This window comes from Sinosporangium album, assembly GCF_900100605.1.
In the GTDB taxonomy this organism is placed as follows: domain Bacteria; phylum Actinomycetota; class Actinomycetes; order Streptosporangiales; family Streptosporangiaceae; genus Sinosporangium; species Sinosporangium album.
This window is the reverse complement of record NZ_FNCN01000004.1, coordinates 163,904-186,817: the sequence shown is the minus strand read 5'-3', so window position 1 is coordinate 186,817 and position 22,914 is coordinate 163,904. Positions and strand designations below refer to the sequence as shown.

Annotated in this window: 25 protein-coding genes; 4 read left to right on the top strand and 21 right to left on the bottom strand. The window is 68.9% G+C overall.

The annotated features are described in order from the left end of the window. Positions 1-3: 3 nt before the first annotated feature. The 9 genes from BLQ73_RS05810 to BLQ73_RS05770 all read right to left on the bottom strand — a co-directional run bounded on the left by BLQ73_RS05810 (position 4) and on the right by BLQ73_RS05770 (position 9,627). Positions 4-2,451, bottom strand: coding sequence for an NADH-quinone oxidoreductase subunit G (locus tag BLQ73_RS05810; RefSeq protein ID WP_093169021.1), 2,448 nt, complete (start codon positions 2,449-2,451; stop codon positions 4-6). Then, entirely contained in the window at positions 2,448-3,734 is a 1,287-nt protein-coding gene (gene nuoF, locus BLQ73_RS05805) for an NADH-quinone oxidoreductase subunit NuoF (protein ID WP_093169019.1), read from the bottom strand. The genes BLQ73_RS05810 and nuoF overlap by 4 nt, the downstream gene beginning before the upstream one ends. Further along, on the bottom strand, positions 3,731-4,444 hold the full coding sequence (nuoE, locus tag BLQ73_RS05800) for an NADH-quinone oxidoreductase subunit NuoE (RefSeq protein WP_093169017.1): 714 nt from the start codon (positions 4,442-4,444) through the stop codon (positions 3,731-3,733). The genes nuoF and nuoE overlap by 4 nt, the downstream gene beginning before the upstream one ends. Then, positions 4,441-5,769, bottom strand: a complete 1,329-nt coding sequence (locus tag BLQ73_RS05795) for an NADH-quinone oxidoreductase subunit D (RefSeq protein ID WP_093169015.1) — start codon at positions 5,767-5,769, stop codon at positions 4,441-4,443. The genes nuoE and BLQ73_RS05795 overlap by 4 nt, the downstream gene beginning before the upstream one ends. After that, positions 5,766-6,446 (bottom strand): NADH-quinone oxidoreductase subunit C, encoded by a 681-nt coding sequence (locus tag BLQ73_RS05790; protein WP_275936264.1) that lies wholly within the window; start codon positions 6,444-6,446, stop codon positions 5,766-5,768. Before BLQ73_RS05790 ends, BLQ73_RS05795 begins: the two co-directional genes overlap by 4 nt. Continuing rightward, positions 6,443-6,994 (bottom strand): NuoB/complex I 20 kDa subunit family protein, encoded by a 552-nt coding sequence (locus BLQ73_RS05785; protein ID WP_093169013.1) that lies wholly within the window; start codon positions 6,992-6,994, stop codon positions 6,443-6,445. The genes BLQ73_RS05790 and BLQ73_RS05785 overlap by 4 nt, the downstream gene beginning before the upstream one ends. Before the next feature lie 13 nt (positions 6,995-7,007). Beyond that, entirely contained in the window at positions 7,008-7,367 is a 360-nt protein-coding gene (locus tag BLQ73_RS05780) for an NADH-quinone oxidoreductase subunit A (RefSeq protein WP_093169011.1), read from the bottom strand. 121 nt (positions 7,368-7,488) lie between these two features. Continuing rightward, complete coding sequence (locus tag BLQ73_RS05775; protein WP_093169009.1) at positions 7,489-8,781, bottom strand: geranylgeranyl reductase family protein; 1,293 nt, start codon at positions 8,779-8,781, stop codon at positions 7,489-7,491. 132 nt (positions 8,782-8,913) lie between these two features. Beyond that, entirely contained in the window at positions 8,914-9,627 is a 714-nt protein-coding gene (locus tag BLQ73_RS05770; protein WP_093169007.1) for a demethylmenaquinone methyltransferase, read from the bottom strand. A 98-nt stretch (positions 9,628-9,725) separates the two neighbouring features. Between BLQ73_RS05770 and BLQ73_RS05765 the strand changes: the two genes are divergently transcribed. Further along, a complete protein-coding gene (locus BLQ73_RS05765; RefSeq protein WP_143020141.1) occupies positions 9,726-10,994 on the top strand; it encodes a hypothetical protein in 1,269 nt (422 codons plus the stop codon). A 4-nt stretch (positions 10,995-10,998) separates the two neighbouring features. On the opposite strand, the gene BLQ73_RS05760 is transcribed toward BLQ73_RS05765, so the two are convergent. Next, positions 10,999-11,217 (bottom strand): DUF4229 domain-containing protein, encoded by a 219-nt coding sequence (locus BLQ73_RS05760; RefSeq protein ID WP_093169005.1) that lies wholly within the window; start codon positions 11,215-11,217, stop codon positions 10,999-11,001. Positions 11,218-11,473: 256 nt separating this feature from the next. Here BLQ73_RS05760 and BLQ73_RS05755 point away from each other — a divergent pair, with 256 nt between their 5' ends. Beyond that, the gene (locus tag BLQ73_RS05755; RefSeq protein WP_093169003.1) at positions 11,474-11,695 is read left to right on the top strand and encodes a BldC family transcriptional regulator; all 222 of its coding nucleotides are present in this window, start codon (positions 11,474-11,476) and stop codon (positions 11,693-11,695) included. A 140-nt stretch (positions 11,696-11,835) separates the two neighbouring features. Here BLQ73_RS05755 and BLQ73_RS05750 read toward each other — a convergent pair whose 3' ends face one another. Together BLQ73_RS05750 and BLQ73_RS05745 are read right to left on the bottom strand one after the other, a co-directional pair. Next, complete coding sequence (locus tag BLQ73_RS05750; protein ID WP_093169269.1) at positions 11,836-12,084, bottom strand: hypothetical protein; 249 nt, start codon at positions 12,082-12,084, stop codon at positions 11,836-11,838. A 9-nt stretch (positions 12,085-12,093) separates the two neighbouring features. Then, positions 12,094-12,945, bottom strand: coding sequence for a hypothetical protein (locus tag BLQ73_RS05745; RefSeq protein ID WP_245690821.1), 852 nt, complete (start codon positions 12,943-12,945; stop codon positions 12,094-12,096). Positions 12,946-13,075: 130 nt separating this feature from the next. On the opposite strand from BLQ73_RS05745, the gene BLQ73_RS05740 reads away from it, so the two are divergent. Then, a complete protein-coding gene (locus tag BLQ73_RS05740; protein WP_093168999.1) occupies positions 13,076-13,381 on the top strand; it encodes a PLDc N-terminal domain-containing protein in 306 nt (101 codons plus the stop codon). A gap of 78 nt (positions 13,382-13,459) precedes the next feature. On the opposite strand, the gene ccsB is transcribed toward BLQ73_RS05740, so the two are convergent. The 6 genes from ccsB to BLQ73_RS05710 all read right to left on the bottom strand — a co-directional run bounded on the left by ccsB (position 13,460) and on the right by BLQ73_RS05710 (position 19,191). Next, a complete protein-coding gene (ccsB, locus tag BLQ73_RS05735; protein WP_093168997.1) occupies positions 13,460-14,428 on the bottom strand; it encodes a c-type cytochrome biogenesis protein CcsB in 969 nt (322 codons plus the stop codon). After that, positions 14,415-16,001 (bottom strand): cytochrome c biogenesis protein ResB, encoded by a 1,587-nt coding sequence (resB, locus tag BLQ73_RS05730; protein WP_093168995.1) that lies wholly within the window; start codon positions 15,999-16,001, stop codon positions 14,415-14,417. Before resB ends, ccsB begins: the two co-directional genes overlap by 14 nt. After that, a complete protein-coding gene (locus BLQ73_RS05725; RefSeq protein ID WP_093168993.1) occupies positions 16,001-16,735 on the bottom strand; it encodes a cytochrome c biogenesis CcdA family protein in 735 nt (244 codons plus the stop codon). The genes resB and BLQ73_RS05725 overlap by 1 nt, the downstream gene beginning before the upstream one ends. Then, a complete protein-coding gene (locus tag BLQ73_RS05720) occupies positions 16,732-17,313 on the bottom strand; it encodes a TlpA family protein disulfide reductase (protein WP_245690820.1) in 582 nt (193 codons plus the stop codon). Before BLQ73_RS05720 ends, BLQ73_RS05725 begins: the two co-directional genes overlap by 4 nt. A gap of 184 nt (positions 17,314-17,497) precedes the next feature. Beyond that, on the bottom strand, positions 17,498-18,136 hold the full coding sequence (locus BLQ73_RS05715) for a histidine phosphatase family protein (protein WP_093168989.1): 639 nt from the start codon (positions 18,134-18,136) through the stop codon (positions 17,498-17,500). Between the two features lie 152 nt (positions 18,137-18,288). Continuing rightward, positions 18,289-19,191, bottom strand: a complete 903-nt coding sequence (locus BLQ73_RS05710; protein WP_093168987.1) for a LysR family transcriptional regulator — start codon at positions 19,189-19,191, stop codon at positions 18,289-18,291. A 73-nt stretch (positions 19,192-19,264) separates the two neighbouring features. Here BLQ73_RS05710 and BLQ73_RS32120 point away from each other — a divergent pair, with 73 nt between their 5' ends. After that, complete coding sequence (locus tag BLQ73_RS32120) at positions 19,265-19,402, top strand: hypothetical protein (RefSeq protein WP_176955290.1); 138 nt, start codon at positions 19,265-19,267, stop codon at positions 19,400-19,402. A gap of 63 nt (positions 19,403-19,465) precedes the next feature. Here the strand turns inward: BLQ73_RS32120 and hemL are convergent, their stop codons facing one another. From hemL to hemB, 3 genes are all read right to left on the bottom strand, one after another. Beyond that, positions 19,466-20,761, bottom strand: coding sequence for a glutamate-1-semialdehyde 2,1-aminomutase (hemL, locus tag BLQ73_RS05705; RefSeq protein ID WP_093168985.1), 1,296 nt, complete (start codon positions 20,759-20,761; stop codon positions 19,466-19,468). A gap of 190 nt (positions 20,762-20,951) precedes the next feature. After that, on the bottom strand, positions 20,952-21,590 hold the full coding sequence (locus BLQ73_RS05700; RefSeq protein ID WP_093168983.1) for a bifunctional DNA primase/polymerase: 639 nt from the start codon (positions 21,588-21,590) through the stop codon (positions 20,952-20,954). A 234-nt stretch (positions 21,591-21,824) separates the two neighbouring features. Continuing rightward, positions 21,825-22,808 (bottom strand): porphobilinogen synthase, encoded by a 984-nt coding sequence (gene hemB / locus BLQ73_RS05695; protein WP_093168981.1) that lies wholly within the window; start codon positions 22,806-22,808, stop codon positions 21,825-21,827. Between the last annotated feature and the right edge of the window lie 106 nt (positions 22,809-22,914).

Genomic DNA, 22,914 nt, shown 5'->3' with positions numbered 1-22,914 from the left:
GGCTCACCGCTCCTCGTTCTCGTGGCCCGCGGGCGCCGGAACGGCCCCGGAAGCGATCGTGACGACGTCGCCGGCCACCGCGCACAGGTCGCGGGTGATCGAGCGGCCCGCGGAGTTCGACGGGATCCACACCACGCGGTCGGGCAGGTCGGCCACCCGCACCGGCAGGCTGATCGACCCCGCGGCCGTGGACACTTCCAGCGTGTCGCCGTCGGCCACGCCCACCTCGGCGGCGGTCGCCTCCGACAGCAGGGCCTCCGCCGGGTGCCGGGTGCCCGCGAGGTACGGCTCGCCGTCCTGGAGAGTGCCGTCGTCGAGCAGCAGGTGCCAGGACGCGAGCGTCGCCTGGCCCGCGGCGGGCGGTACGGCGGAGCCGCCGGTCACCGACGGCGCGGCGGGCCGCGCCCCCCGCCACACGCCGAGCGAGGCCAGCTCGCGGCGGGCGGTGACGGCGTCGGGGAGTCCGAGGTGGATGTCCATGTGGTCGGCGATGGCGGCGATCACGCGAAGGTCGCTCATCACGCCGGGCACGTCGAGGGCCACCTCGAAGGTGCGTCCGCGGCCCTCCCAGTTGACGAACGTGCCCGCCTTCTCGGCGACCACGGCCACCGGCAGCACCACGTCGGCGCGGTCGGTGACCGCGCTCGCGCGCTGTTCGAGGCTCACCACGAACGGGGTGTTCTCCAGGGCCGCCAGCGCGGCCTCCGGGTCGGCGAGGTCGGCGGGGTCGACGCCCGCGACGAGGAGCGCGTCGAGCTCCTCGTGGAGCGCGGCGGCGAGAATGCCCGCCGTGTCGCGGCCCGGCGTGGCCGGCAGCGAGGCGACGTTCCACGCCTTGGCGACCTCGGCCCTGGCGTCGGCGTCGTCGACCGGACGCCCGATCGGCAGCAGGTTCGGCATCGCACCGGCCTCCAGCGCGCCGCGCTCGCCGGCCCTGCGGGGCACCCAGGCGACTGTGGCGCCGCTGGAGGCGGCGAGCCGCAGGACGGCCGACAGCGCGCCGGGAACCGCCGCGAGGCGCTCGCCGGCGAGGATGACCGCGCCTTCGCGCCTGATCGCCTCGGCGGCCTCACCGGAGCCGGAGATCAGCTCGCCGATCGCCTCGGCCTCGGCGCCGGGCCGGGCGCGCAGCAGCGTGCCGCCCATCTTGCGCAGGCCCTTGGTCGCGAACGGCGCGACCGAGAAGACCTTCAGCCCGTGCTTCATCCACGCCTTGCGCAGGCGCAGGAAGATGGCCGCGGACTCCTCTTCGGCCTCCAGGCCGACCAGGAGGACCGCGGGCGCCTTCTCAAGGGTGGCGTAGGAGACCTCGATGCCCTTGCCGGCGACCGCGTGGGCGAGGAACCGGGTCTCCTCGGCCGAGTGGGGCCGGGCCCGGAAGTCGATGTCGTTGGTCGCGAGGGCCAGGCGGGCGAACTTGGAGTAGGCGTAGGCCTCCTCGACGGTCACCCGGCCTCCGACCAGCACCCCGGCCCGTCCGCGCGCCTTGGCGAGCCCGGCCGCCGCGACGGCCAGGGCCTCGGGCCAGGAGGCGGGGACCAGCATGCCGTCCTCGTCGCGCACCAGCGGGCTCTTGAGGCGGTCGGGCTGGGTGGCGTAGGTGAAGGCCCAGCGCCCCTTGTCGCAGTTCCACTCCTCGTTCACCTGCGGGTCGTCGCCGGCGAGCCGCCGGGTGACCTTGCCGCGCCGGTGGTCGGTGCGCAGAGCGCAGCCGCCCGCGCAGTGCTCACAGGCGCTCGGGGTGGAGATCAGGTCGAACGGCCTGGCCCGGAAGCGGTAGGACGCTCCGGTCAGGGCGCCCACGGGGCAGATCTGGATGGTGTTGCCCGAGAAGTAGGACTCGAACGGCTCGCCCTGCGCCGCACCGACCTGCTCCTTGGCGCCGCGCTCGAAGAACTCGATGAGCGGGTCGCCGGCGATCTGGTCGGAGAAGCGGATGCAGCGGGCGCACTGGATGCAGCGTTCGCGGTCGAGCAGCACCTGGCTGGAGAGCGCGATCGGCTTCTCGAACGTGCGCTTGCTCTCCTCGAACCGGCTTTCGCCCTGGCCGTTGGACATGGCCTGGTTCTGCAGGGGGCATTCGCCGCCCTTGTCGCAGACCGGGCAGTCCAGCGGGTGGTTCATGAGCAGGAGCTCCATGACACCGCGCTGCGCCTTCTCTGCGACGGGGGAGGTGAGCTGGGTCTGCACGACCATGCCCTCCGTGCACACGATGGTGCAGGAGGCGGCGGGCTTGGGCATGCCCTCGATCGTGACCAGGCACTGGCGGCACGCGCCGACCGGGTCGAGCAGGGGGTGGTCGCAGAAGCGCGGGATCTGGATGCCCAGCAGCTCGGCGGCCCTGATGAGCAGCGTGCCCTTCGGCACCGACACCTGGAAGCCGTCGATGGTGACGGTCACCAGGTCGACGGGCTGCTCGACCGGACCCGCCGAGGTCGTCTGTACGGTCATGCGTCACCCCACACAGTGGAAGCCGCGGGATCGAACGGGCATCCGCCGATCTCGAAGTGTTTGAGGTATTCGTCCCGGAAGTACTTCACCGACGAGTGGATCGGGCTCGTCGCGCCGTCGCCCAGGGCGCAGAACGAGCGGCCCAGGATGTTGTCGGCGATGTCGGTGATCGTGGTCAAGTCCTCTTCGGTGCCCTGGCCCTTCTCCAGACGCTTGAGGACCTGCTTGAGCCAGTACGTGCCCTCACGGCAGGGCGTGCACTTGCCGCAGGACTCGTGCGCGTAGAACTCCGTCCACCGGAGTACGGCACGGACCACGCACGTCGTCTCGTCGAAGATCTGGAGCGCGCGGGTGCCGAGCATGGACCCCTTCGCGCCCACCGCCTCGAAGTCGAGTGGCACGTCCAGGTGCTCGTCGGTGAAGATCGGCGTGGAGGAGCCACCCGGCGTCCAGAACTTGATCCGGTGCCCCGCGCGGATGCCGCCCGCCATGTCGAGCAGCTCGCTCAGCGTGATGCCGAGCGGAGCCTCGTACTGCCCAGGCCGCGTCACGTGGCCCGACAGCGAGAAGATGCCGAAGCCCTTCGACTTCTCCGTGCCCATCCCCGCGAACCAGCCGGCGCCATTGTCGATGATCGAAGGAACACTGGCGATGGACTCGACGTTGTTGATGACAGTGGGGCAGGCGTAAAGCCCTGCCACGGCTGGGAAGGGGGGCTTGAGGCGAGGTTGGCCGCGGTAGCCCTCAAGCGAGTCGAGCAGAGCCGTCTCCTCGCCGCAGATGTAGGCTCCGGCTCCGCTGTGCACCACGAGGTCAAGGTCGTAGCCCGACCCCAGGATGTCGGTGCCGAGGTAGCCGGCCTCGTATGCCTCGCGCACGGCGGCGTGCAGGCGGCGGATCACGTGCAGCACCTCGCCGCGCACGTAGATGAACGCCTGGTTGGCCCTGATGGCATACGAGGTGATGATGATGCCCTCGACCAGCGAGTGCGGGTTGGCCATCATCAGCGGGATGTCCTTGCAGGTGCCCGGCTCGGACTCGTCGGCGTTCACCACGAGGTAGTGCGGCTTGCCGTCGCCCTGCGGGATGAAGCCCCACTTGAGCCCGGTCGGGAAGCCGGCGCCGCCCCGGCCGCGCAGGCCGGAGTCCTTGACCGCCTGGATGATGGCGTCGGGGTCCATCGCGAGGGCCTTGCGGGCCGCCGCGTATTCCCCGTAGCCCTGAAGGGTGAAGGCGTCGGGCTGGTCCCAGTTCTTGGTGAGAACCGGCGTGAGCGTGGTCACTGGTCGTCCCCCTTCGCGGGTGCGGTCCAGCCGTTGGCCTTGGCGACGCGCAGCCCCTCAAGTGAGGCCCCTGCGGCGGCGGGGCCGTCGGAGGCCAGGCCGTCGGGCAGGCCCGACAGCACGCGCGATGCCTCCTTGAAGCTGCACAGCCGCTTCGGCCCGCGGCTGGGCGACACCTCCTTGCCGTCACGCAGGTCGTCCACGAGCTGCTTGGCGGAGGCCGGGGTCTGGTTGTCGAAGAACTCCCAGTTGACCATCATCACCGGCGCGAAGTCGCAGGCCGCGTTGCACTCCAGGCGCTCCAGCGAGATGCGGCCGTCGGGAGTGGTCTCGTCGTGGCCGACGCCGACGTATTCCGACAGCTCATCCCAGATCTGGTCGCCGCCCATGACCGCGCACAGCGTGTTGATGCAGACGCCGACGTGGTAGTCGCCCATCGGCCTGCGCTTGTACATGGTGTAGAAGGTCGCCACGCCGACGACCTCGGCCTTCGACAGGCCGAGCATCTCCGCGCAGAACTCCTGACCCGCGTCGGTGACGTAGCCGTCTTCCGACTGCACCAGGTGCAGCAGCGGCAGCAGGGCCGACCGCGTCTTCGGGTAACGGCCGATGATCTCTTTGGCGTCGCGCTCCAGCCGCTCCCGGACCTCCGGCGGATATCCGGTGCCGGCGGTCGCGCTGCCCTCCTGCGCCTTCGGGTTGACGCTCACCTGTCCACACCTCCCATGACCGGGTCGATCGAGGCGACGGCCGAGATGACGTCGGCGACCATGCCGCCTTCGCAGGTCGCCGGCACGGCCTGCAGGTTCGTGAAGGAAGGGTCGCGGAAGTGGACCCGGTACGGCCGGGTGCCACCGTCGCTGACCACGTGGGCCCCGAGCTCGCCCCGCGGCGACTCGACCGAGGCGTAGGCCTGCCCGGCCGGCACCCGGAACCCCTCGGTCACCAGCTTGAAGTGGTGGATGAGGGCTTCCATGGAGCTGCTCATGATGTGCGCGATGTGGTCGGGCGAGTTGCCGAGGCCATCGGAGCCGAGCGCGAGCTGCGCGGGCCACCCGATCTTCTTGTCCTCGATCATGACGGGCTTGCCCTTGAGGCCCGCTCCGGCGAGCCGGTCGAGAGCCTGCTCCACGATCTTGAGGGACTCCTCCATCTCGGCCACGCGCACGAGGTAGCGCCCGTAGACGTCGCAGGTGTTCACCGTCGGCACCTCGAAGTCATAGGTCTCGTAGCCGCAGTAGGGCTGCGACTTGCGCATGTCCCAGGGCAGGCCGGCGGCCCGGAGCATGGGGCCGGTGATGCCGAGGGCCATGCAGCCGGTGAGGTCGAGGTAGGCGATGTCCTTGGTCCGGGCCAGGTAGACCGGGTTGGCGTCGAGCATCTTGCGCATGTCCTTGATGCGCTCCGGCATGACCTTGAGGAACTCGCCGATCTTGTCGACGGCCCCCGCGGGAAGGTCGATGCTCACGCCGCCGGGGCGGACGTAGGCCATGTTCATCCGCAGGCCGGTGATGTACTCGAACAGGTCGAGGATCATCTCGCGCTCGCGGTTGCCGAACAGGAACGGCGTGGTCGCGCCGAGCTCCATGCCGAAGGTGCCGATCGCCATCAGATGCGAGGAGATGCGGTTGAGCTCCATCATCAGCACGCGGATGGTCTGGGCCCGCTCGGGGATGGCGTCGGTGATGCCGAGCAGCTTCTCCACGGCCATGCAGTACGCCGTCTCGTTGAAGATCGGCGCGAGGTAGTCCATGCGGGTGACGAACGTGACCCCCTGGGTCCACGTCCGGAACTCCATGTTCTTCTCGATGCCCGTGTGCAGGTAGCCGATGACCGTGCGGGCATCCGTCACGGTCTCGCCGTCGAGGGTCAGCACGAGGCGGAGCACGCCGTGCGTCGACGGGTGCTGCGGGCCCATGTTGATGACGAGCTGCTCGTCCTCGGCTCCGGCGAGCTCCTCGATGAGCTCGTTCCAGTCTTGGCCGTTGGCGGTGTAGACCGTGCCCTCGGTCGTCTCGTCGTAGGTAGCGCTCACGCGTACGACCTCCTCTGGTCAGGCGAGGGGATCTCGGCGCCGCGGTATTCCACCGGGATGCCGCCGAGGGGGTAGTCCTTGCGCTGGGGGTGGCCCTCCCAGTCGTCCGGCATCTCGATGCGGGTCAGGCCGGGGTGGCCGTCGTAGATGATGCCGAAGAAGTCGTAGGTCTCCCGCTCGTGCCAGTCGTGGGTCGGGTAGACGCTCACCGTGGAGGGGATGTGGCGGTCGGAGTCCGGGCAGCTCGTCTCGACCCGCACCCGCCGGTTGTGGGTGATCGAGCACAGGTGGATGACCGAGTGCAGCTCCGCGCCGGCGTCGTCCGGGTAGTGCACGCCGGAGACGCCGAGGGACAGCTCGAAGCGGAGCGCCGGGTCGTCGCGCAGGTGCCCCGCGACCTCCAGAAGGCGCTCGCGGGAGACGTGGAGCGTCATCTCGTCGCCGACGATGACGACCCGCTCGATCGCCTCGGCGTAGCCCTCTCCGAGCACGGCCTCCAGCCCGTCGGCGACGTCGTCGAAGTAGCCGCCGTACGGCCGGGGCGTGGAGAGCTTGGGCGCACGCCGTACGACGAGTCCGCCGAAGCCGGAGGTGTCACCCGTGCCCGTAGCGCCGAACATGCCCGTGCGGGCGACCGGCTCCTGCGGCACCTCGGGGAGGTTGTCCTGGCTGGTCACTTGGCCGCCCCCTGGTCGATCAGCGGCAGCGACCGCAGGGCCTGCAGTTCGAGCTCGTCGATCTGCTTGGCGCGGTGCGCGCCGAACTTGGTGTTCTGGATCTTGTCGTGCAGCTTCACGATCGCGTCGATCAGCATCTCCGGCCTCGGCGGGCAGCCGGGCAGGTAGACGTCGACCGGCACGACGTGGTCGACGCCCTGCACGATGGCGTAGTTGTTGAACATGCCGCCGCTGGACGCGCAGACGCCCATGGCGATGACCCACTTGGGTTCGACCATCTGGTCGTAGATCTGGCGCAGCACCGGCGCCATCTTCTGCGACACGCGGCCGGCCACGATCATCAGGTCGGCCTGACGCGGCGACGCCGAGGCACGCTCCATGCCGAAGCGCGCGAGGTCGTGCTTGGGGCCGCCGGTGGCCATGAGCTCAATCGCGCAGCACGCGAGGCCGAACGTCGCCGGCCACACGGAGCTCTTGCGCGCCCACCCGGCGACCTGCTCGACCGTGGTGAGGATGAAGCCGCTGGGGAGTTTCTCTTCGAGACCCATCTCTCTTCGCCTCTCAGTCCCAGTCCAGGCCCTTGCGCCGCCACACGTAGGCGTAGGCGACCAGGACGGTGACGATGAACAGCACCATTTCGACCAGCCCGAAGAGCCCGAGCTTGTCGAACGCCACGGCCCACGGGTACAGGAAGATGATCTCGATGTCGAACACGATGAAGAGCATCGCGGTGATCATGTACTTCAGGGGGAACCTGCCGCCGCCGACGGGCTGCGGCGTGGGATCGATCCCGCACTCATAGGCGTCGAGCTTCGCGCGGTTCCAGCGCTTGGGACCGGTGAAAGGTGCGATCGACACCGAGAAGATCGCAAACCCAGCCGCGAGAACGGCGAGCACCAGGATGGGCACATACAGCTCCATCGCTACGCGTCCTCTCCCATCTCCACGCGCGCCGGCGCGCAGTTCAGAACGTTGATGTGATGTGCAAGTCTAGGCAGGGCCGCGGTGCGCCCCAGTCCGTCTTGAGGGGTGTTCACGGAGGTCATGCCGGTGGTGCGACCTTCGACAGCGTGTTGATGATGCGGTCTGAGGCGTCGCCGTCCCTCGGATCGGTGAGATTGGCGAGAAGCTTCATGGCGAATCTCATCAGCCGGGGGTGCGGCAGGGCATGACGCGTGGCGAAGTTCATCACACCCGGCCTGCCGATCGCTTCGACGAACAGCCTTCCGAGGGTGAAGTAGCCACCGTAAGCATCCTTGAGCACCTGAGGATAAGCCCTCAGGGCACGCTCCCGTCTCGCGGGTGTGCCAAGAGACAGAGCCTTCGCCACGGTTTCGGCCGCTACTCTGCCGGTTTCCATGGCGTAGGCGATGCCCTCGCCGTTGAAGGGGTTGATCATGCCGCCGGAGTCGCCCACCAGCACGAGCCCGCGTGTGTAGTGCGGTTGGCGGTTGAACGCCATCGGCAGGGCCGCGCCCCTGATGGGGGCCGTCATGTTCTCGTCGGCGAACCCCCATTCTGAGGGCATGTTCTTGATCCACCGCCGGAGCAGGTCACGATAGTCGACCTTGTCGAACGCGGCATTGGTGTTGAGCAGGCCGAGCCCCACGTTGCTGGTGCCGTCGCCCACCGGGAAGATCCAGCCGTAGCCGGGCAGCAGACGGTCCTCGTCCCACAGCTCAAGCCAGAGTTCGAGGTAGTCGTCGTCGTGGCGGGGGCTGGTGAAATAGGTGCGTACGGCGACCGCCACCGGGCGATCGTCGCGCTTGTGCAGCCCCATCGCGAGCGACAGCCGCGTGGAGTTGCCGTCGGCGGCCACCACCACGCGTGAGCGGTAGGCCACCTCCTCGCCGTCCTTCTTCGCGGTCACCCCGACGATGTGTCTGCTGCGGTCGTCGAGGATCGGCCCGGTGACGTTGACGCCCTGCTCCACGCGCGCGCCGACCCTGGCCGCGTTGCCGGCCAGGATCTCGTCGAAGTCCTTGCGGGTGCGCACCAGCCCGAAGTCGGGGTAGCTCGCGAGGAGCGGCCAGTCCAGCTCGAAGCGCCGGCCTGCTCCGACGACCCGCAATCCCTTGTTGCGCACCCATCCGGGAGCGTCGATGTCGATGCCCATGTCGATGAGCTGCTTGACCGCACGCGGGGTCAGTCCGTCGCCGCAGACCTTCTCACGGGGGAAGACAGTCTTCTCCAGCAGCAGGACGTCGAGCCCCGCCTGGGCGAGATGGTAAGCGGTGGCGGAACCGGCGGGCCCGGCGCCGACGACGATGACGTCGGCGTCCGCCTCGGCGGGTCTCCGCTGCGCGGAAGCTGGTGGGGAAGCTGGGTCGGTCACGGGACCAGTTCCTTGTCCTACATGGTCGATGGCCTCGGCATATGGGGCCTTCGTACTTTTGTGAACCTCTTCACAAACTTGTCGGTTCCGCAGTCTAACGCTTTTCCGACGCGGGATGTCAGATGGGTAGCTCTATCGACCGGTGGGCGGTTTGACCCCGCGGTGAAGAGCGACAATACCGAGACTCAAGTTGCGCCAGGCGACTCGGCGCCACCCCGCCTCGCCCACCAAGCGGGCCAGCGCGGGCTGGTCCGGCCAGTCCCGGATGGACTCGGCGAGGTACTCATAAGACTCGGGGTTGGAGCTCGCCAACCTCGCGACGCGAGGCAGCATCTGCACGAGATATTGCGAGTAGACGAGATCGAACGACTTGATCGTCGGGCGCGAGAACTCACAGATCACCAGTCGGCCCCCGGGGCGCGCCACACGGAACATCTCGCGCAGGGCCGCGACCGTGTCGCGCATGTTGCGCAGGCCGAAGGAGACGGTGACGACGTCGAAGCTGTCGTCGGCGAACGGCAGGCGCAGGCCGTCGCCGGCGATGAAGTCGACCGGGCCGCCCGCCCCCTGGCGCTCGACGCCCGTGCGGAGCATGCCGAGAGAGAAGTCACACGCGACCGCCCTGGCACCGAGCTCGGTGAACGACACGCTGGAGGTGCCGGTGCCGGCCGCGAGGTCGAGCACCAGCTCGCCCGGCCCCGCGTCGACGACCTCGGCGGTGATCTTGCGCCACAGCCGGTCCTGGCCGAGGGACAGCAGATCGTTGACCAAGTCGTAGCGGCGGGCCGTGCGATCGAACATCGCGGCGACGTCGTGAGGCTGCTTCTCCAGCGATGCGCGCGTCATACCTCAAGCCTATGGCCCTGGGGGCCGGGGTCTTCGCCGCCTCACGCACTCACGGAAAGTAACCGCATGGCTACGAAACCTCTGCTAGGACTTGGCGCATGCTTGCCCAATTCATAACCGTCCTGGCCACCACCACGGCACTGCTCCCCCCGGGGACCGCGGCGGCGAACACGGCCGGCCCCGCGAAGACCGACCTGACCAAGATCGTGTCCACCGACCCCGTCAACCACACCCCCCACGTCCTCGACGGCATCGTCAACGCCTTCGCCATCGTCGGACGGACCGCCATCGTCGGCGGATCCTTCAGCGAGGTGAGCGAAGCCGACGGCTCCGAGGAGTTCGAACGTTCGCATCTGTTCGCCTTCGACCTGGTCACGGGACGCGTCCTCCCCGACTTCGCCCCCGATCTCGACGGCCCCGTCTACGCCCTGGCCGCCGGCGCCGACGGCACGGTGTACGCCGGAGGCACCTTTTCCTATGTCGGCCACCGCGAGGTGGGCGGGCTCGCGAAGTTCCGCCTGTCCGACGGGGCGTTCGACACGCGCTTCGCCCCCCTGGTCGCCGGCGGGGGCGTCAGCGCCCTGGCCCTGCGGGGCTCCCACCTCTACGTCGGCGGCGACTTCACCCACGTCGGCCGCTCTGTGCGTACGGCCGTGGCCCGAGTGGACACCACCACCGGAGCAGCCGACCCGCGATTCACCGTCACTCCCGCCAAGCCGGTCAAGGGAAAGGTGAGAATCTACGGAATGGCGCTGAGCGACCGGCGGCTCGCCGTCGCCGGCGCATTCACCACCCTCGACGGCCTCTCCCGCCCGCAACTGGGGCTCATCGACATCACCGGCGCGCAGGCCAAGGTCGCCGACTGGCGCACGCCGACGTTTGCCGTCGCGTGCAAGGCGGACTTCCCTTCCTATGTCCGAGGAGTGGACTTCTCCTCCGACGGAAAGTATTTCGTGATCGTCACGACCGGCGGAGCCGGCGGACCACGCAAACCCTGCGACGCCGCAACAAGATTCGAGACGTTCGCCAAGGGCGATCGGATCCAGCCGACATGGATGAACCACACCGGTGGGGACTCGCTCTATTCGGTGGCGGTGACTTCCGCCGCGATCTATGTGGGGGGGCACCAGCGCTGGCACAACAACCCCCACGGCAGCGATTCCGCAGGTGCCGGCGCGGTTAAGCGGGAGGGAATCGCCGCGCTGCACCCTCGCACGGGCAAAGCGCTGGCGTGGAACCCGGGACGCGAACGCGGGATCGGGGTGAAGGCATTCCTTCCGCATCGCGGGGGTCTACTGGTCGGTAGTGATACAACTCGACTCGGCCGCGAGTACCATGCCCGAGTCGGCATGTTTCCGTTGCCGTAGTCCCTCAATCCTCTCTCTTGTCGAGAGTCGCGCTGGTCTTTCCGATGCGCGCACTCACGGCGTCACGCTGCTTGGAGAGCAACACATAGCTCGCAAGGCCGCTGACGGCGAAGGCGACCACAGCAAGAATCAACCAGCTGCGAAGCCCGAGCAGATAGAGCACTCCGAGTGCGACGACGAACAGGCCGATGCGAGACGCGGTGTAAACGAGAACTGGATGCACAGCTTGAGGTTACGACACTCCCCCTGAGCCAGTGCCTTCGCACCGGGCAGGAGCGCTGCTAGTCTGCCCAAGACGCCCTTTTGTAAAGAAACACCCATGAGACTCTCAAAGAGGCTCTATCATATAACAATCGGGCGTTCAGCCGATAACAACCCGTGATCTTTGCTCAAAACCACGGATATATCAGGCTTCGCTCGGCACACTGGAGTACCTGTCCGCCCGCTGGCAGGAAGCGGGATGCGAGGGGGAGAGATTGGTGGAGAGTAGCAGCGAGCGTCTGCTGACCCCGGGTGAGGTTGCCGCCCTTTTCCGGGTTGACCCAAAGACGGTGACACGCTGGGCCGCGGCAGGCCGCATCAGCAGCATCCGCACCCCCGGAGGGCACCGGCGCTTCCGTGAATCGGAAGTGCACGCCCTTCTTCGTGGCGAGGACGTACTGGCGGCCGACCGGCCGACTGGCGAATCCCCGCGAGTCTGACGACGAGGAATACGTCGCCTCGGTGATCCTGCGGATCTACCCCGAAACCGCAGGGTCACCACGGGGCTTGACCCGCCCCCTCCCCACCTGTCCGCCGCCTTCCGGACCGGCTCGCACGGCCCCCGCCGCAGGCCGCCCGTCTAGGCGTCGTCCTGCTCCGCCTCCGCCTTGAACGCGAGAAACTCCCTTTCGAGATCGTCGTTCTCCTCGCGCCACCGGCGCCGCATCTCCGCGAACTCCGCCTCGCTGAGCGCCTCGGGCAGCCACCGCTCATAGTCCGGATCATCCGGCGTCAACTCGATGAACGCGTTGCCGATCACACGCCCGTCCGGGGCGGTCAGGCTCTGCGGCACGCGCAGCGTCCCGTCCGTTAACCGGATGACGTACATGAGAACCACCTAGATTCCATAGCGCCGGTTGAAGAACAACATGACGGTGAGCGCCATCCGAGTGTTTCCGCCGAGCATGTCAACCAGGGCGGGGCGCTGCCGCGAGGCGATCGCGGCGAAGGCGTCGGCGAAGAACTCCTTGCGCCCGAGACCCGCGGGCTGCCGGTGGAACGCCGACGCGAACAGGGGTTCGCACTTCTCGTAGAGGGCCACGAACTCCGGGCAGTCCGACACCCAGCCTCCCGGCGGGGCGTCCACATCGTCCAACGCGTGCCCGACCTCGTGCATCATCACGTCGGGCGTCGGCGACGGCCTGTCCCCCACGACGATCTTGCGGTCGCCGTACGCTCCCGCGCAGACGTCCCACGTGGCACGGCCCGACGGCAGCGGCGCTCCCCGCAGGTAGCCCATGTCGTCGAGGTCGGGCACGCCGCCCGGCCCGACGTAGATGCCTTCGAGACCAGCGGCGAGCTTGGCCTTCAACCGGTCCGGCAACCGCGCGAGACTGTCCACCGCGCGTACGGCGTCGGCCGACGGAGGCCCGTTCCTGTCATCCCACTCCCGGTGAAGAATACGTTCGAGGCTCCCGCAATGCCGTAATCCGTCGCCGTAGTCCGGGACGTCGGGCGGATGGGGGCGGGCCCGTAGCCGTTCCTCCGGCAGTTCGAAATCCCGCCAGGTGTATTGGGGAGAGTCGACCACCGACGCGGACACCGGGCTGGTGCGCGGGACCGGACGATCGACATTTCCCTCAGCCCCGCGCCGGTGCGACGAGGCATAAGTGACCCGCTGCCACCATCGGCTGCCCCGCCGATGGCGCCCCTTGTCGCCGGACTGCGCCATGGCACCTCTCTCGTTCATCGTTTCCGCTCCGAGCGCGGAGATTCGGGAAGTGCACCGTGTTCCACCGTACGACGCGGATCTTCTCCAGTCATGTGAATCCGGCTGAGCCGAAAGCGCGATCGACGCGATGATGGCTTAAAGTTCGGGCATGCCTAGCGTGCTCATCGGACTGGTGTTGCTGGCCTTCTGGCTTTACTGCCTGTTCGACGTCATCACCACACCAGACGATCAGGTCCGTTTCCTACCCAAGATTCTGTGGGTGCTCGTCGTCGTCCTGGTGCCGCTTTTCGGTAGCTTGTTCTGGTTGCTGCTTGGCCGTCCTCTGGGCCCCAAAGTGATCTATCGTCCGCAGCCGCGCGGCAAGAAGGCGGAGGCGCCGAAGGGGCCGGACGACGACCCCGAGTTCTTGAAGGACCTCGACCGCCGTATGCGCGGCGAGGACGAGCGCGGCTGAGCGCCGCGCCCGTCCTCGGGCGATGCGTGCGGGGCGACGCGTGCGGGGCGACGCGTGCGGGGCGCCCGTCAGAGCACGTCAGGGCACATCGGCGTAGGAGTGGAGTCCGCCGACGAAGATGTTGACTCCCACCAGGTTGAACAGCAGCGCGGCGAACGCGATGATCTGGATGATCGTGGCCTTCTTACCCTTCCACCCCGCGGTCGTGCACGCGTGCAGGTAGGCCGCGTAGCCGATCCAGGTGATGAAAGACCAGACCTCCTTGGGGTCCCAGCCCCAGTAGCGGCCCCACGCGCGGTCCGCCCACAGGGCGCCGGCGATGATGGCGAAGGTCCAGATCGGGAACGCCACGAGGATCGCGCGGTGCGCCACCCGCTCCAGGTCGGTGCGCGTGGGCAGCCGGGACAGCCCGTCCTTGCGGATCAGGTAGAGGATGCCCGAGACGCCGGCCAGCATGAACAGTCCGCTGGCGAGGATGGCCGCCGAGACGTGGATCGCGATCCAGTACGTGTTGAGCGACGGCTGCACCGGCCCCGCCTGCACATGCAGATACCGCACGGCGAAGCCGAGCCCGATCGTCGAGGCCACGAAGACGAACGCCCCGAGGAAGCGCACCGGGAAGCGGATCTGCATGAACAGGAACGCGGTCACCGCGGCGAAGCAGATCGCCACCACGAACTCGTACATGTTCGCCCACGGCCACCGCTCCACGGCGAGGCCGCGGATGACGACTGCGGCGAGGTTGGCCGCCCATCCGAGCCAGCCGACGACCAGGGCGACCGTGCCGGCCCGCTGCGCCCAGCCGGGCGACGCGGGCGGCTTCGTCGACGTCGCCGAAACCTCGGAACCGGCGGATTCGTCGGCGCTCGGGCCGCCTGCGCCGGCGAGCACCTTGCGCCGCGCGCCGGAGACCTGGTTGGTGCGAGGGGCGGCGAAGGCCAACTCAAGCGCATAGCCGATCATCGCGGCCACATAGAGCAGCACGGTGACCAGAACGAGCTGATCGCTCAATGTGGCAAGCCCGGCATCAACCTCACTGGTGGGCATTCTTCTCTCCTGCGGTTCCTGCGGATCGGGCACCGAGTGCCCTGACGATGTCGTCGAACTCGCCGGCGAACGCGGCGTCGCCGCCCTCGGTGCGCGTCAGGCCGCCCACCTCGACAACCGTACCGTTGCCGTCCTTCACCTCCGCGAGCCGCACCCACACACGGCGCCGGCGCACACCGAGCGAGAGGATGAGCCCGATCACGGCGATCACCGAGGCGATCAGCGCGGGCACCCGCCCCGGGTCGTAGGTCGTCTGGAGGGTGATCCACTGCTTGACGCCGGTGTAGGTGATGCTGCCCGCGCCGTTCGGCAGTTCGATGGTGTCGCCGACGTTCAACGGCTTGGACTGCATCAGCAGCGGCTTGAGGCCCTTGGTCTCCAGCTGGTAGACGGACTGCGGCGCGCCGGAGTCGAGGCCGAGGTCGCCGGAGAAGGCCCAGACCTCAACCTGCGGGTTGACCGCTCCGGGGAACGCCGAGGTGTAGGTGCCGTCATGCAGTTTGACCGAGGTCGGCAGGAAGCGCGTGAGGAAGCCGAGCTGGGTCGGAGCGGCGTCCGGCACCTTGATCGCGCACTCGGAGGTGAAGGTGGCGGAGTCGACGACCAGGCACGGCACTGGCGCGTCGAACGCCACCTGCCCCTTCCCGTCGGTGATCTTGAAGGTGGGGGCGTAGCCGTTGCCGAGCAGGTAGGTCATCGTGCCGTCCACGTCGAGAGGCTCGTTGACCTTGAGGGTGACGTCGCGCTCCGGCGACCCGGGCCTGTCGGTGACCTTGAGCTTGGCGGCGAAGTCCAGCGCCTGGCCCCGGCGCTCCCCCTCGATGACGTAGGTCGCGTTGAAGTCCTCCAGATGGAAGGAGAACGGCGTCAGCGACTCGGCCGAGACCATCGTGCCGGGGATGTAGCGGTCGTAGGCGGCGACGGTGTTGGCGAACCCACTGCCCTCCATGAGCAGGACGTTGCCGCGGTAGCCGTACAGCGACCCGAAGCCGACGGCCACCAGCAGGCCGAGCAGCGAGATGTGGAAGAACAGGTTGCCGGTCTCGCGGAGGTAGCCCTTCTCGGCGGAGACCCAGTCCGGGCCGGTCTCCACCCGGAAGCGCCGCTTGCGCAGCCGCGCGGCCACCTCGTCGACCGTGGTCTCCTCGGTGAAGGACGCGTGGTGGGGCAGCCTCTTGAGGTTGCGCGGTATGGCCGGAGGCTTGCGGCGTATCTCCTCCAGATGCACCTTCGTGCGGGGGATGACACAGCCGATCAGCGACAGGAACAGCAGCAGGTAGATCGCTGCGAACCACGGCGACTGGAAGACGTCGTAGAACCAGAGGCGGTCGAGCCACGCGGCCAGTTCGGGGGTGTTCTTGAAGTGCTCGGCGACCTTCTCGGGCGCGACTCCGCGCTGGGGCACCAGCGAGCCGGGGATCGAGGCCACGGCGAACAGGAACAGCAGGACGAGCGCGGTGCGCATCGAGGTGAGGGTGCGCCACCCCCACCGCAGCCAGCCCGCGACGCCGAGGCCGCCTCCCGGGCCGCGCGGTGTGACGTCGAGCTTCACGTCGCTTGAGGTCGTCGCCATCAGAGCACCGGCTCGAATCCGCCGATCCAGCCCTGCATCGAGGCGATGAGCTGGTCCCAGAGTCCGGTCATGAGCATCACGCCCACGAGCACCAGCATCGCCCCGCCGATGCGTGTGATGAGCCGCGAGTGGCGGCGCAGCGCCGCGAAGGCGTGCAGCGCGCGCCGGTAGGCGAGGCCGGCCACGACGAACGGCAGGCCGAGGCCGAGCGCGTAGGCGAAGGCGAGTACGGCACCGCGGCCCGCGCTGCCCTCCGTGAGGCCGAGCGAGAGCACCACGGCGAGGGTCGGGCCGATGCAGGGGGTCCAGCCGAGGCCGAACACCACGCCGAGCAGCGGCGCTCCGGCGAGCCCGGCCGCCGGCCGGCGGTGGACGCGGAAATCGCGCTGGAGCCCCGGGATCACCCCGAGAAAGGCCAGGCCGAGGGCGATGGTGACCACGCCGAGCACCCGTTTGACGATGTCGGCGTTCTGCAGCAGCGCGCTGCCCACGCCGCCGACGACGGCTCCGGCCGAGACGAAGACCACCGCGAACCCGAGCACGAACAGGAGGCTGCCGATCAGCAGACGGCCGCGCTTGGGGTCGTCGCTCATGCCCGTGACGTAGGACAGGTAGCCGGGCACGAGCGGCAGCACACACGGGGACGCGAACGACACGAGCCCCGCCGCGACCGCGATGGGCAGGGCGATGAGCAGCGATCCGCCGGCTATGGTCCCGGCCAGGTCGAGGTTCACTTCTCCCCGCTGATGCCGTTGACCGCGTTCAGCAGGTCGTTGTACTTGACCGCGCCGAGCGCCCGGGCCGCGACGCGGCCCTGTCTGTCGATGATGAGCGTGGTCGGCACCGCGGCCGGAGGCATGATCCCCTGGAAGGCCAGCGCGACCTTGCCCGGCTGATCGTAGATGCTGGGGTATGTGATCTTGTAGGAGCGCTCGAACGCCTTCGCCTGGATCTTGTCGTCCTTGAAGGCGATGCCGACGAACTCGACGCCCTGCCCCTTGGTGCGCTCGGCGACATCCTTGAGGGTGGGGGCCTCGGCGCGGCACGGAGCACACCAGGAGGCCCAGAAGTTCATCACCACGACCTTGCCCTTGAAGGCGGCGAGCGACAGGGTGCCGTCCTCCAGGGTAGGCCCGTCGACCGCAGGGGCCGGTTTGCGCTCGGCCGAGGGGAACACGTTCATCTTGCCGTCGCCGGCCACGAACCTCGTATCGCCCGACTGCGGTCCGCTCCCCTGGCCGCCCGCGCAGGCGGTCAGGACGAGCGCCGCCGCGCCCAGCGCCAGACCGGTCCGCAGGCGCCTGCCCCTCACCGGCCGGCTCCCGCACGGCCGCGGCGCCGGCCCCCGTGCCCGCCCCGGAACATCCGGGCTGCGTGACCGACGGCGCCGAGCGACTCCGAGCACCCGCCCCATGCACGAACAATCGACGAGTTGGACATGGGAGGCGGTTTCTCCTTGCACTACAACCGGTAGAGCTTCCACTCTATCGGCGCAGTCAGGCGCCCGGGACACTGGGGCGACGCACCAGCGACCCCGCGGGTTCGCTGTAACCGACGCTGATCAAACGGTCGCCGTCGAACGTGAAAGACGTCATGCTCGCGAGGCCGCACTGGCGCTGCCGCGGATCGTGCCAGAGCCGTCTGCCCTCCGCCGCCATCCGGATGATCCAGATGGGAAGCTGGTGGGAGATCAGAATGGCCTCATGCCCCCTGGCGGCGTCCCTCGCGGAGTCGACCGCGGCCTTCATGCGCGTCACCACGTCGATGTAGCGCTCACCCCAGGAGGGCCGAAAGGGATTCCACAGGTGGCGGTAGTTGCGCACGTCCCGGAACAGCCCGCGCCCGGCGGCCAGGCTCAGCCCCTCGAAGAGGTTGCCCGCCTCAAGCAGTCGCTCGTCGGGGACGACCTGCACCCCGAACGCCTCGGCCACCGGCGTGGCGGTCTCCAGCGCGCGTTCCAACGGCGAACTGCGCACTTCAACGACATCGCGGGCCGCCACCGCCTTGGACACCGTCTCCGCCATGCGACGACCGGTTTCCGATAGGTGGTATCCGGGCAGCCTGCCGTAAAGCACATTGGCGGGATTCTCGACCTCGCCGTGGCGCAACAGGTGAACGACGGTGGTAGCAGCCATGGTGCCGCCAGCCTACCCGTAGGTAGCCGTTAAGCACGGTTCACCCCACGGGGTGAACCGCAAGTAACTCACCCCGCACGCTGGGAATACGCCTGGGATTGGGATGCCGTACGGCACCGCCGGCTTTGCCGTACTTTGCCGTACGGCACCGCTCAGGCGAGCTCCGCGGCGACGCGGCGCAGCGCGTCGACGGCGGCCCGGATCGCCGGCCGCCTCGCGCTCTCCGTGCGCCACAGCGCGTAGATGCGCCGGGTCGGGCGGGGCAGGATCGGCACCACACGCACCCCTTCCGGCACGAAGTCCCGGCCGAGGCGCGGAATGATCGCGCAGCCCTGACCGGCGGCCACCAGCGCGAGCTGGGTCGGATATTCGTCGACCATGCACGTGATCTCAGGCTCGACCTCGGAGCTGCGCAGAGTGAAGACGAGCCAGTCGTGGCAGACGGTGCCGGGCGAGGAGCTGATCCAGCGCTCCCCGTGGAGCTCGGCCAGCCTGATCTCGGGTTCGTTCGCCAGCGGGTGGTCGGCCGGGATGAAGGCGTCGGCCACGTCATCGATGAGAGCCGCGCGGGACAGCCCTTCGGGCATGGCCATCGGCCGGTTGAGCCAGTCCTGCACCACGACGAGGTCGAGTTCGCCCCGCAGCACCTCGCGGACCTGGCGTTCCGGCTCACGCTCGTGGAAATGCACGAGGAGGTCGGGGTGGCGCTCCTTCAGCAGCTTGAGCGCGCCGGGGGCGAGCCCGCGGGCCGCCGTGGGAAACGCCGACATCACGAGCTTGCCCACCACCGTTCCGCGCAGCGCCTCGAAGTCGGCCTCCGCGGTCTCGACGAGGGCCAGGATGCGGTCGGCGTGGTCGGCCAGCACCCCGGCGGCGTCGGTGAGCCTCACCCCGCGCCCGTTGCGCTCGATCAGCGTGGCGCCCGTCTCACGCTCCAGCTTGGCGAGCTGCTGGGAGATCGCCGAGGGCGTGACCCGGAGGGCTTCGGCCGCCGCCCCGACGGAACCGTAGACCGAGACGGCGTGGAGGGCCTTCAAGCGGTTCAGGTCCAACATGTAAGCAAGTCTAAATGATAGAGCTAAGAAATAATCGATTGTGCTCAACTATTAAAGGTCGGATGATTGATGCATGAGATTCCGACGGAGAAGCGAACCGGAAACCCCGACCGCCCCCTCCTACCTTGAGACCCTCGCTCGGCAGGCCAGGCACGCGCGCGAGAACCGCCGCCACCTCACCCCGCCCGCCGAGCCCACCCCCGACCGGTAGAACGCTCACGCTCAAAGCGCACGCTCAAGGCACGCGCCAAAAGGGCGCGTTCAAAGCACGCCTTTAAAGGACGGACGCCGCCGCCTTCGCCGCGACAGGCAGCGCCTCGGCGACACGGGTCAGCGCCTTATCGCCGTGAGCCGCCGACAGGAACCACGCCTCATACGCGGAAGGCGGCATGTAGACGCCCTCGTCCAGCATCGCGTGGAAGAACGCGCGATACGCGGCGGTGTTCTGCTTCTGGGCCGCGGCGAAATCCGTCACCGGCCCCTCAGTGAAGAAAATCGAGAACAGGTTGCCCGCGCGCTGCAGACTGTGGGGCACCCCCGCCGAACTCAGCGCGTCGGACGCGATCCTGCCGACCAGCAGCGCCGAGGCGTCGACCCTGTCGTAGACCTCGCCGTCCGCCGCGCGCAGCGTGGCGAGCCCTGCCGCACACGCCAGCGGGTTGCCCGACAGGGTGCCCGCCTGGTAGACCGGCCCCTCCGGCGCGAGCGCCGACATGACGTCGGCGCGACCGCCGAACGCCGCCGCGGGAAGCCCGCCCCCCATGACCTTGCCGAACGTCATCAGGTCGGCCTCGACCGGGTCCAGGCCGTACCACCCGGCGGGCGACACCCGGAAACCCGTCAGCACCTCGTCAATGATCAGCAGGGCGCCGTGTTCCGTGCACAGCTCCCGCAACCGCTGATTGAACCCGGGCAGCGGCGGCACCACACCCATGTTCGCCGGACACGCCTCCGTGATCACACACGCGATCTCGGGGCCCGCCTCCCGGAACGCCGCCTCGACCGCCTCCACCGAGTTGTACGGCAAGACGATCGTGTCCGCCGCCGAAGCACCCGTGACCCCTGGCGTGTCCGGCAGCCCGAACGTCACCACGCCCGACCCCGCCGACGCCAGCAGCGCGTCCACATGCCCGTGGTAGCACCCGGCGAACTTCACCACCTTGCTCCGCCCCGTGAAGCCGCGGGCCAGCCTCACCGCCGACATCGTCGCCTCGGTGCCCGAGCTCACCAGCCGGACCTTCTCCACCGGCGCCACCCTGGACACGATCTCCTCGGCCAGCTCCACCTCGCCGCGCGTCGCCGTACCGAACGACGTGCCCCGCGTCACCGCCTCCGACAGCGCCGCCACCACGTCCGGGTGGCGGTGGCCGAGAAGCATCGGCCCCCACGAGCACACGAGGTCCACATAGCGGTTGCCGTCGACGTCCACCAGATAGGCGCCCTCGCCGGATTCCATGAAACGCGGCGTGCCGCCCACCGCTCCGAACGCGCGGACCGGCGAGTTGACACCCCCCGGCACAACCTCGCGCGCACGCTCGAACAGGGACTCGGAGATCTTGATACCGCTCACAGAGCCCAGCCTATTGGTCTCCCACCCGACCCCCCGGAGCCGCCCGCCTCGCAGCCCATCCAGGCCGTCGGCCCAATCGCCCAGCCGACCCGACCGACCCGCCTGACCGAAGCCCAACCTCTCGGGAGTCGCCCTCTCGCCGCGCGCCGCAGGCGCGCAATCAAACACGCGCGCAATCAAACACGCGCCTTTAAATACAGTCCGCCAGCTCAGCCAACAGCACCAGCGGGTCGGGCAACGGAAGCCCCGAAGGCGCGCGGAGCCATGTCACCGTGGCCCCGCCGGGGAGCGCCGAAGGCGGCGCGAGGACGTAACTTTCGCGGCAATGCCAGCGGAGACCGGGCGTCTCGTCGATCGTGGCCGGCACGTAGTCCAGATCGCACGACCACCATTCCTCGTCGTCTTCGGGGGCGCCGCGGGTGGCGACGAAGAAGAGGACCCGGTCGCCGCTTTCAGCGACTGGGCCTGTGGACTGGCCTTTGGCGTCCATCCGCGTGAGCGTGGCGAGGCCGGCGGCGCGGGGGACGTCGAAGACGTCGAAGATTCGTCCGGTGGGGAGGATGACGTTGGCTTCGGGGTCGTGTTCCCACCAGCGGGTCAGTTGGGCGGTGTCGGTGGTGGCTTGGATGCGCCAGGCGGGGGTTACGGGGTGGGCGCCGGGTTCGGGGCAGCCGAGGCGGTCGCAGGAGCAGGCTCTGGCTCCGCGTGTCAGCGGGTGGGCGCCGGGGGCTGCGGCCCAGCCGATCGCGGCGTATTGAAGCACGTTGACGATGTTCTTCGTCGGCCGCGTGCGCCGCTTGCTGCGCCGAGCGAGCGGTACCCCCACCATGGTGCCCTCCGTCGTCTGTGAGCGACCCCGGCCTGTGTCGGGGCGCACATCGGGCGGCCCCGACTCCGGTGACTCCAGTCCTCACCTGATCGGGAGGTTCTCAACTAATCAGGATGTGCCGAAACATGATTCACACCGGCAAAAAGGACTGGACTGCGCCACCTGGGACACACCAGCACTTCGTTCTCGCACTCTAACGCACGCGCCTCACGTGGCTGATGCAAACCCCCCAGTTCAGAGCTTGCGAGCCACCTCGGTGGCCCAATACGTAAGGATGAGGTCGGCTCCGGCCCGGCGGATGGCGACCAGCGACTCCATGATCACGCGGTCGCGGTCGATCCACCCGTTGGCCGCCGCAGCCTCGACCATGGCGTATTCCCCGCTGACCTGGTAGGCGGCGACGGGCACGTCGACGGTGTCGCGGATCTGGCGGAGGATGTCGAGGTATGCGAGGGCTGGCTTGACCATGACGGCGTCGGCGCCTTCGGCGAGGTCGAGCCGCACCTCCCGGAGGGCCTCGCCGAGGGGGCCCGCGGGGTCCTGCTGGTAGGAGTTGCGGTCGCCGAACTGCGGCGCGCATTCAGCGGCCTCCCGGAAGGGGCCGTAGAAGGCCGAGGCGTATTTCGCCGAGTAGGCCAGGATCGGAATGTGCGGGTAGCCGGCGGTGTCGAGCGCTGAGCGGATGGCGGCCACCTGGCCGTCCATCATGCCGCTGGGCGCGATGACCTGGGAGCCGGCCCGCGCCTGCGCGACGGCGGCGGAGGCGTAGCGGGCGAGGGTGGCGTCGTTGTCGACCTCGCCGGTCTCGGTGAGGATGCCGCAGTGCCCGTGGTCGGTGAACTCGTCGAGGCAGGTGTCGCTCATCACGACGAGCGCGTCGCCGACTTCGGCGGTCACGTCGGCGAGGGCCTGCTGCACGATGCCGTCGGGGTCGTCGGCGGCCGATCCGCGGGCGTCCTTGACCTGGGGCACGCCGAACAGGATCACGCCGCCCACGCCCGCCTCGGCGGCCTCGCGGGCGGCTTTGCGCAGGGAGTCGCGCGTGTGCTGGAGGACGCCGGGCATGGAGGAGACCGGGTGCGGCTCGCTGATCCCCTCTTTGACGAACATCGGAAGGATCAGGTCCGCCGGGTGGAGCCGCGTGCCCGCCGTGAGCCGGCGCATCGCCGCGCTGCGCCGCAGCCGCCTCGGCCGCGCGACGGGGAACTCTGCGCTCATGGGTGGGAACCCCCTTCGGGTGAACGTGGACGTCGCGGCAGGCTGCCGCCCCTGTGTACGGATGATCCCGTCGTGGAGACGACGACGATCCGCTGTGGAATTGAAC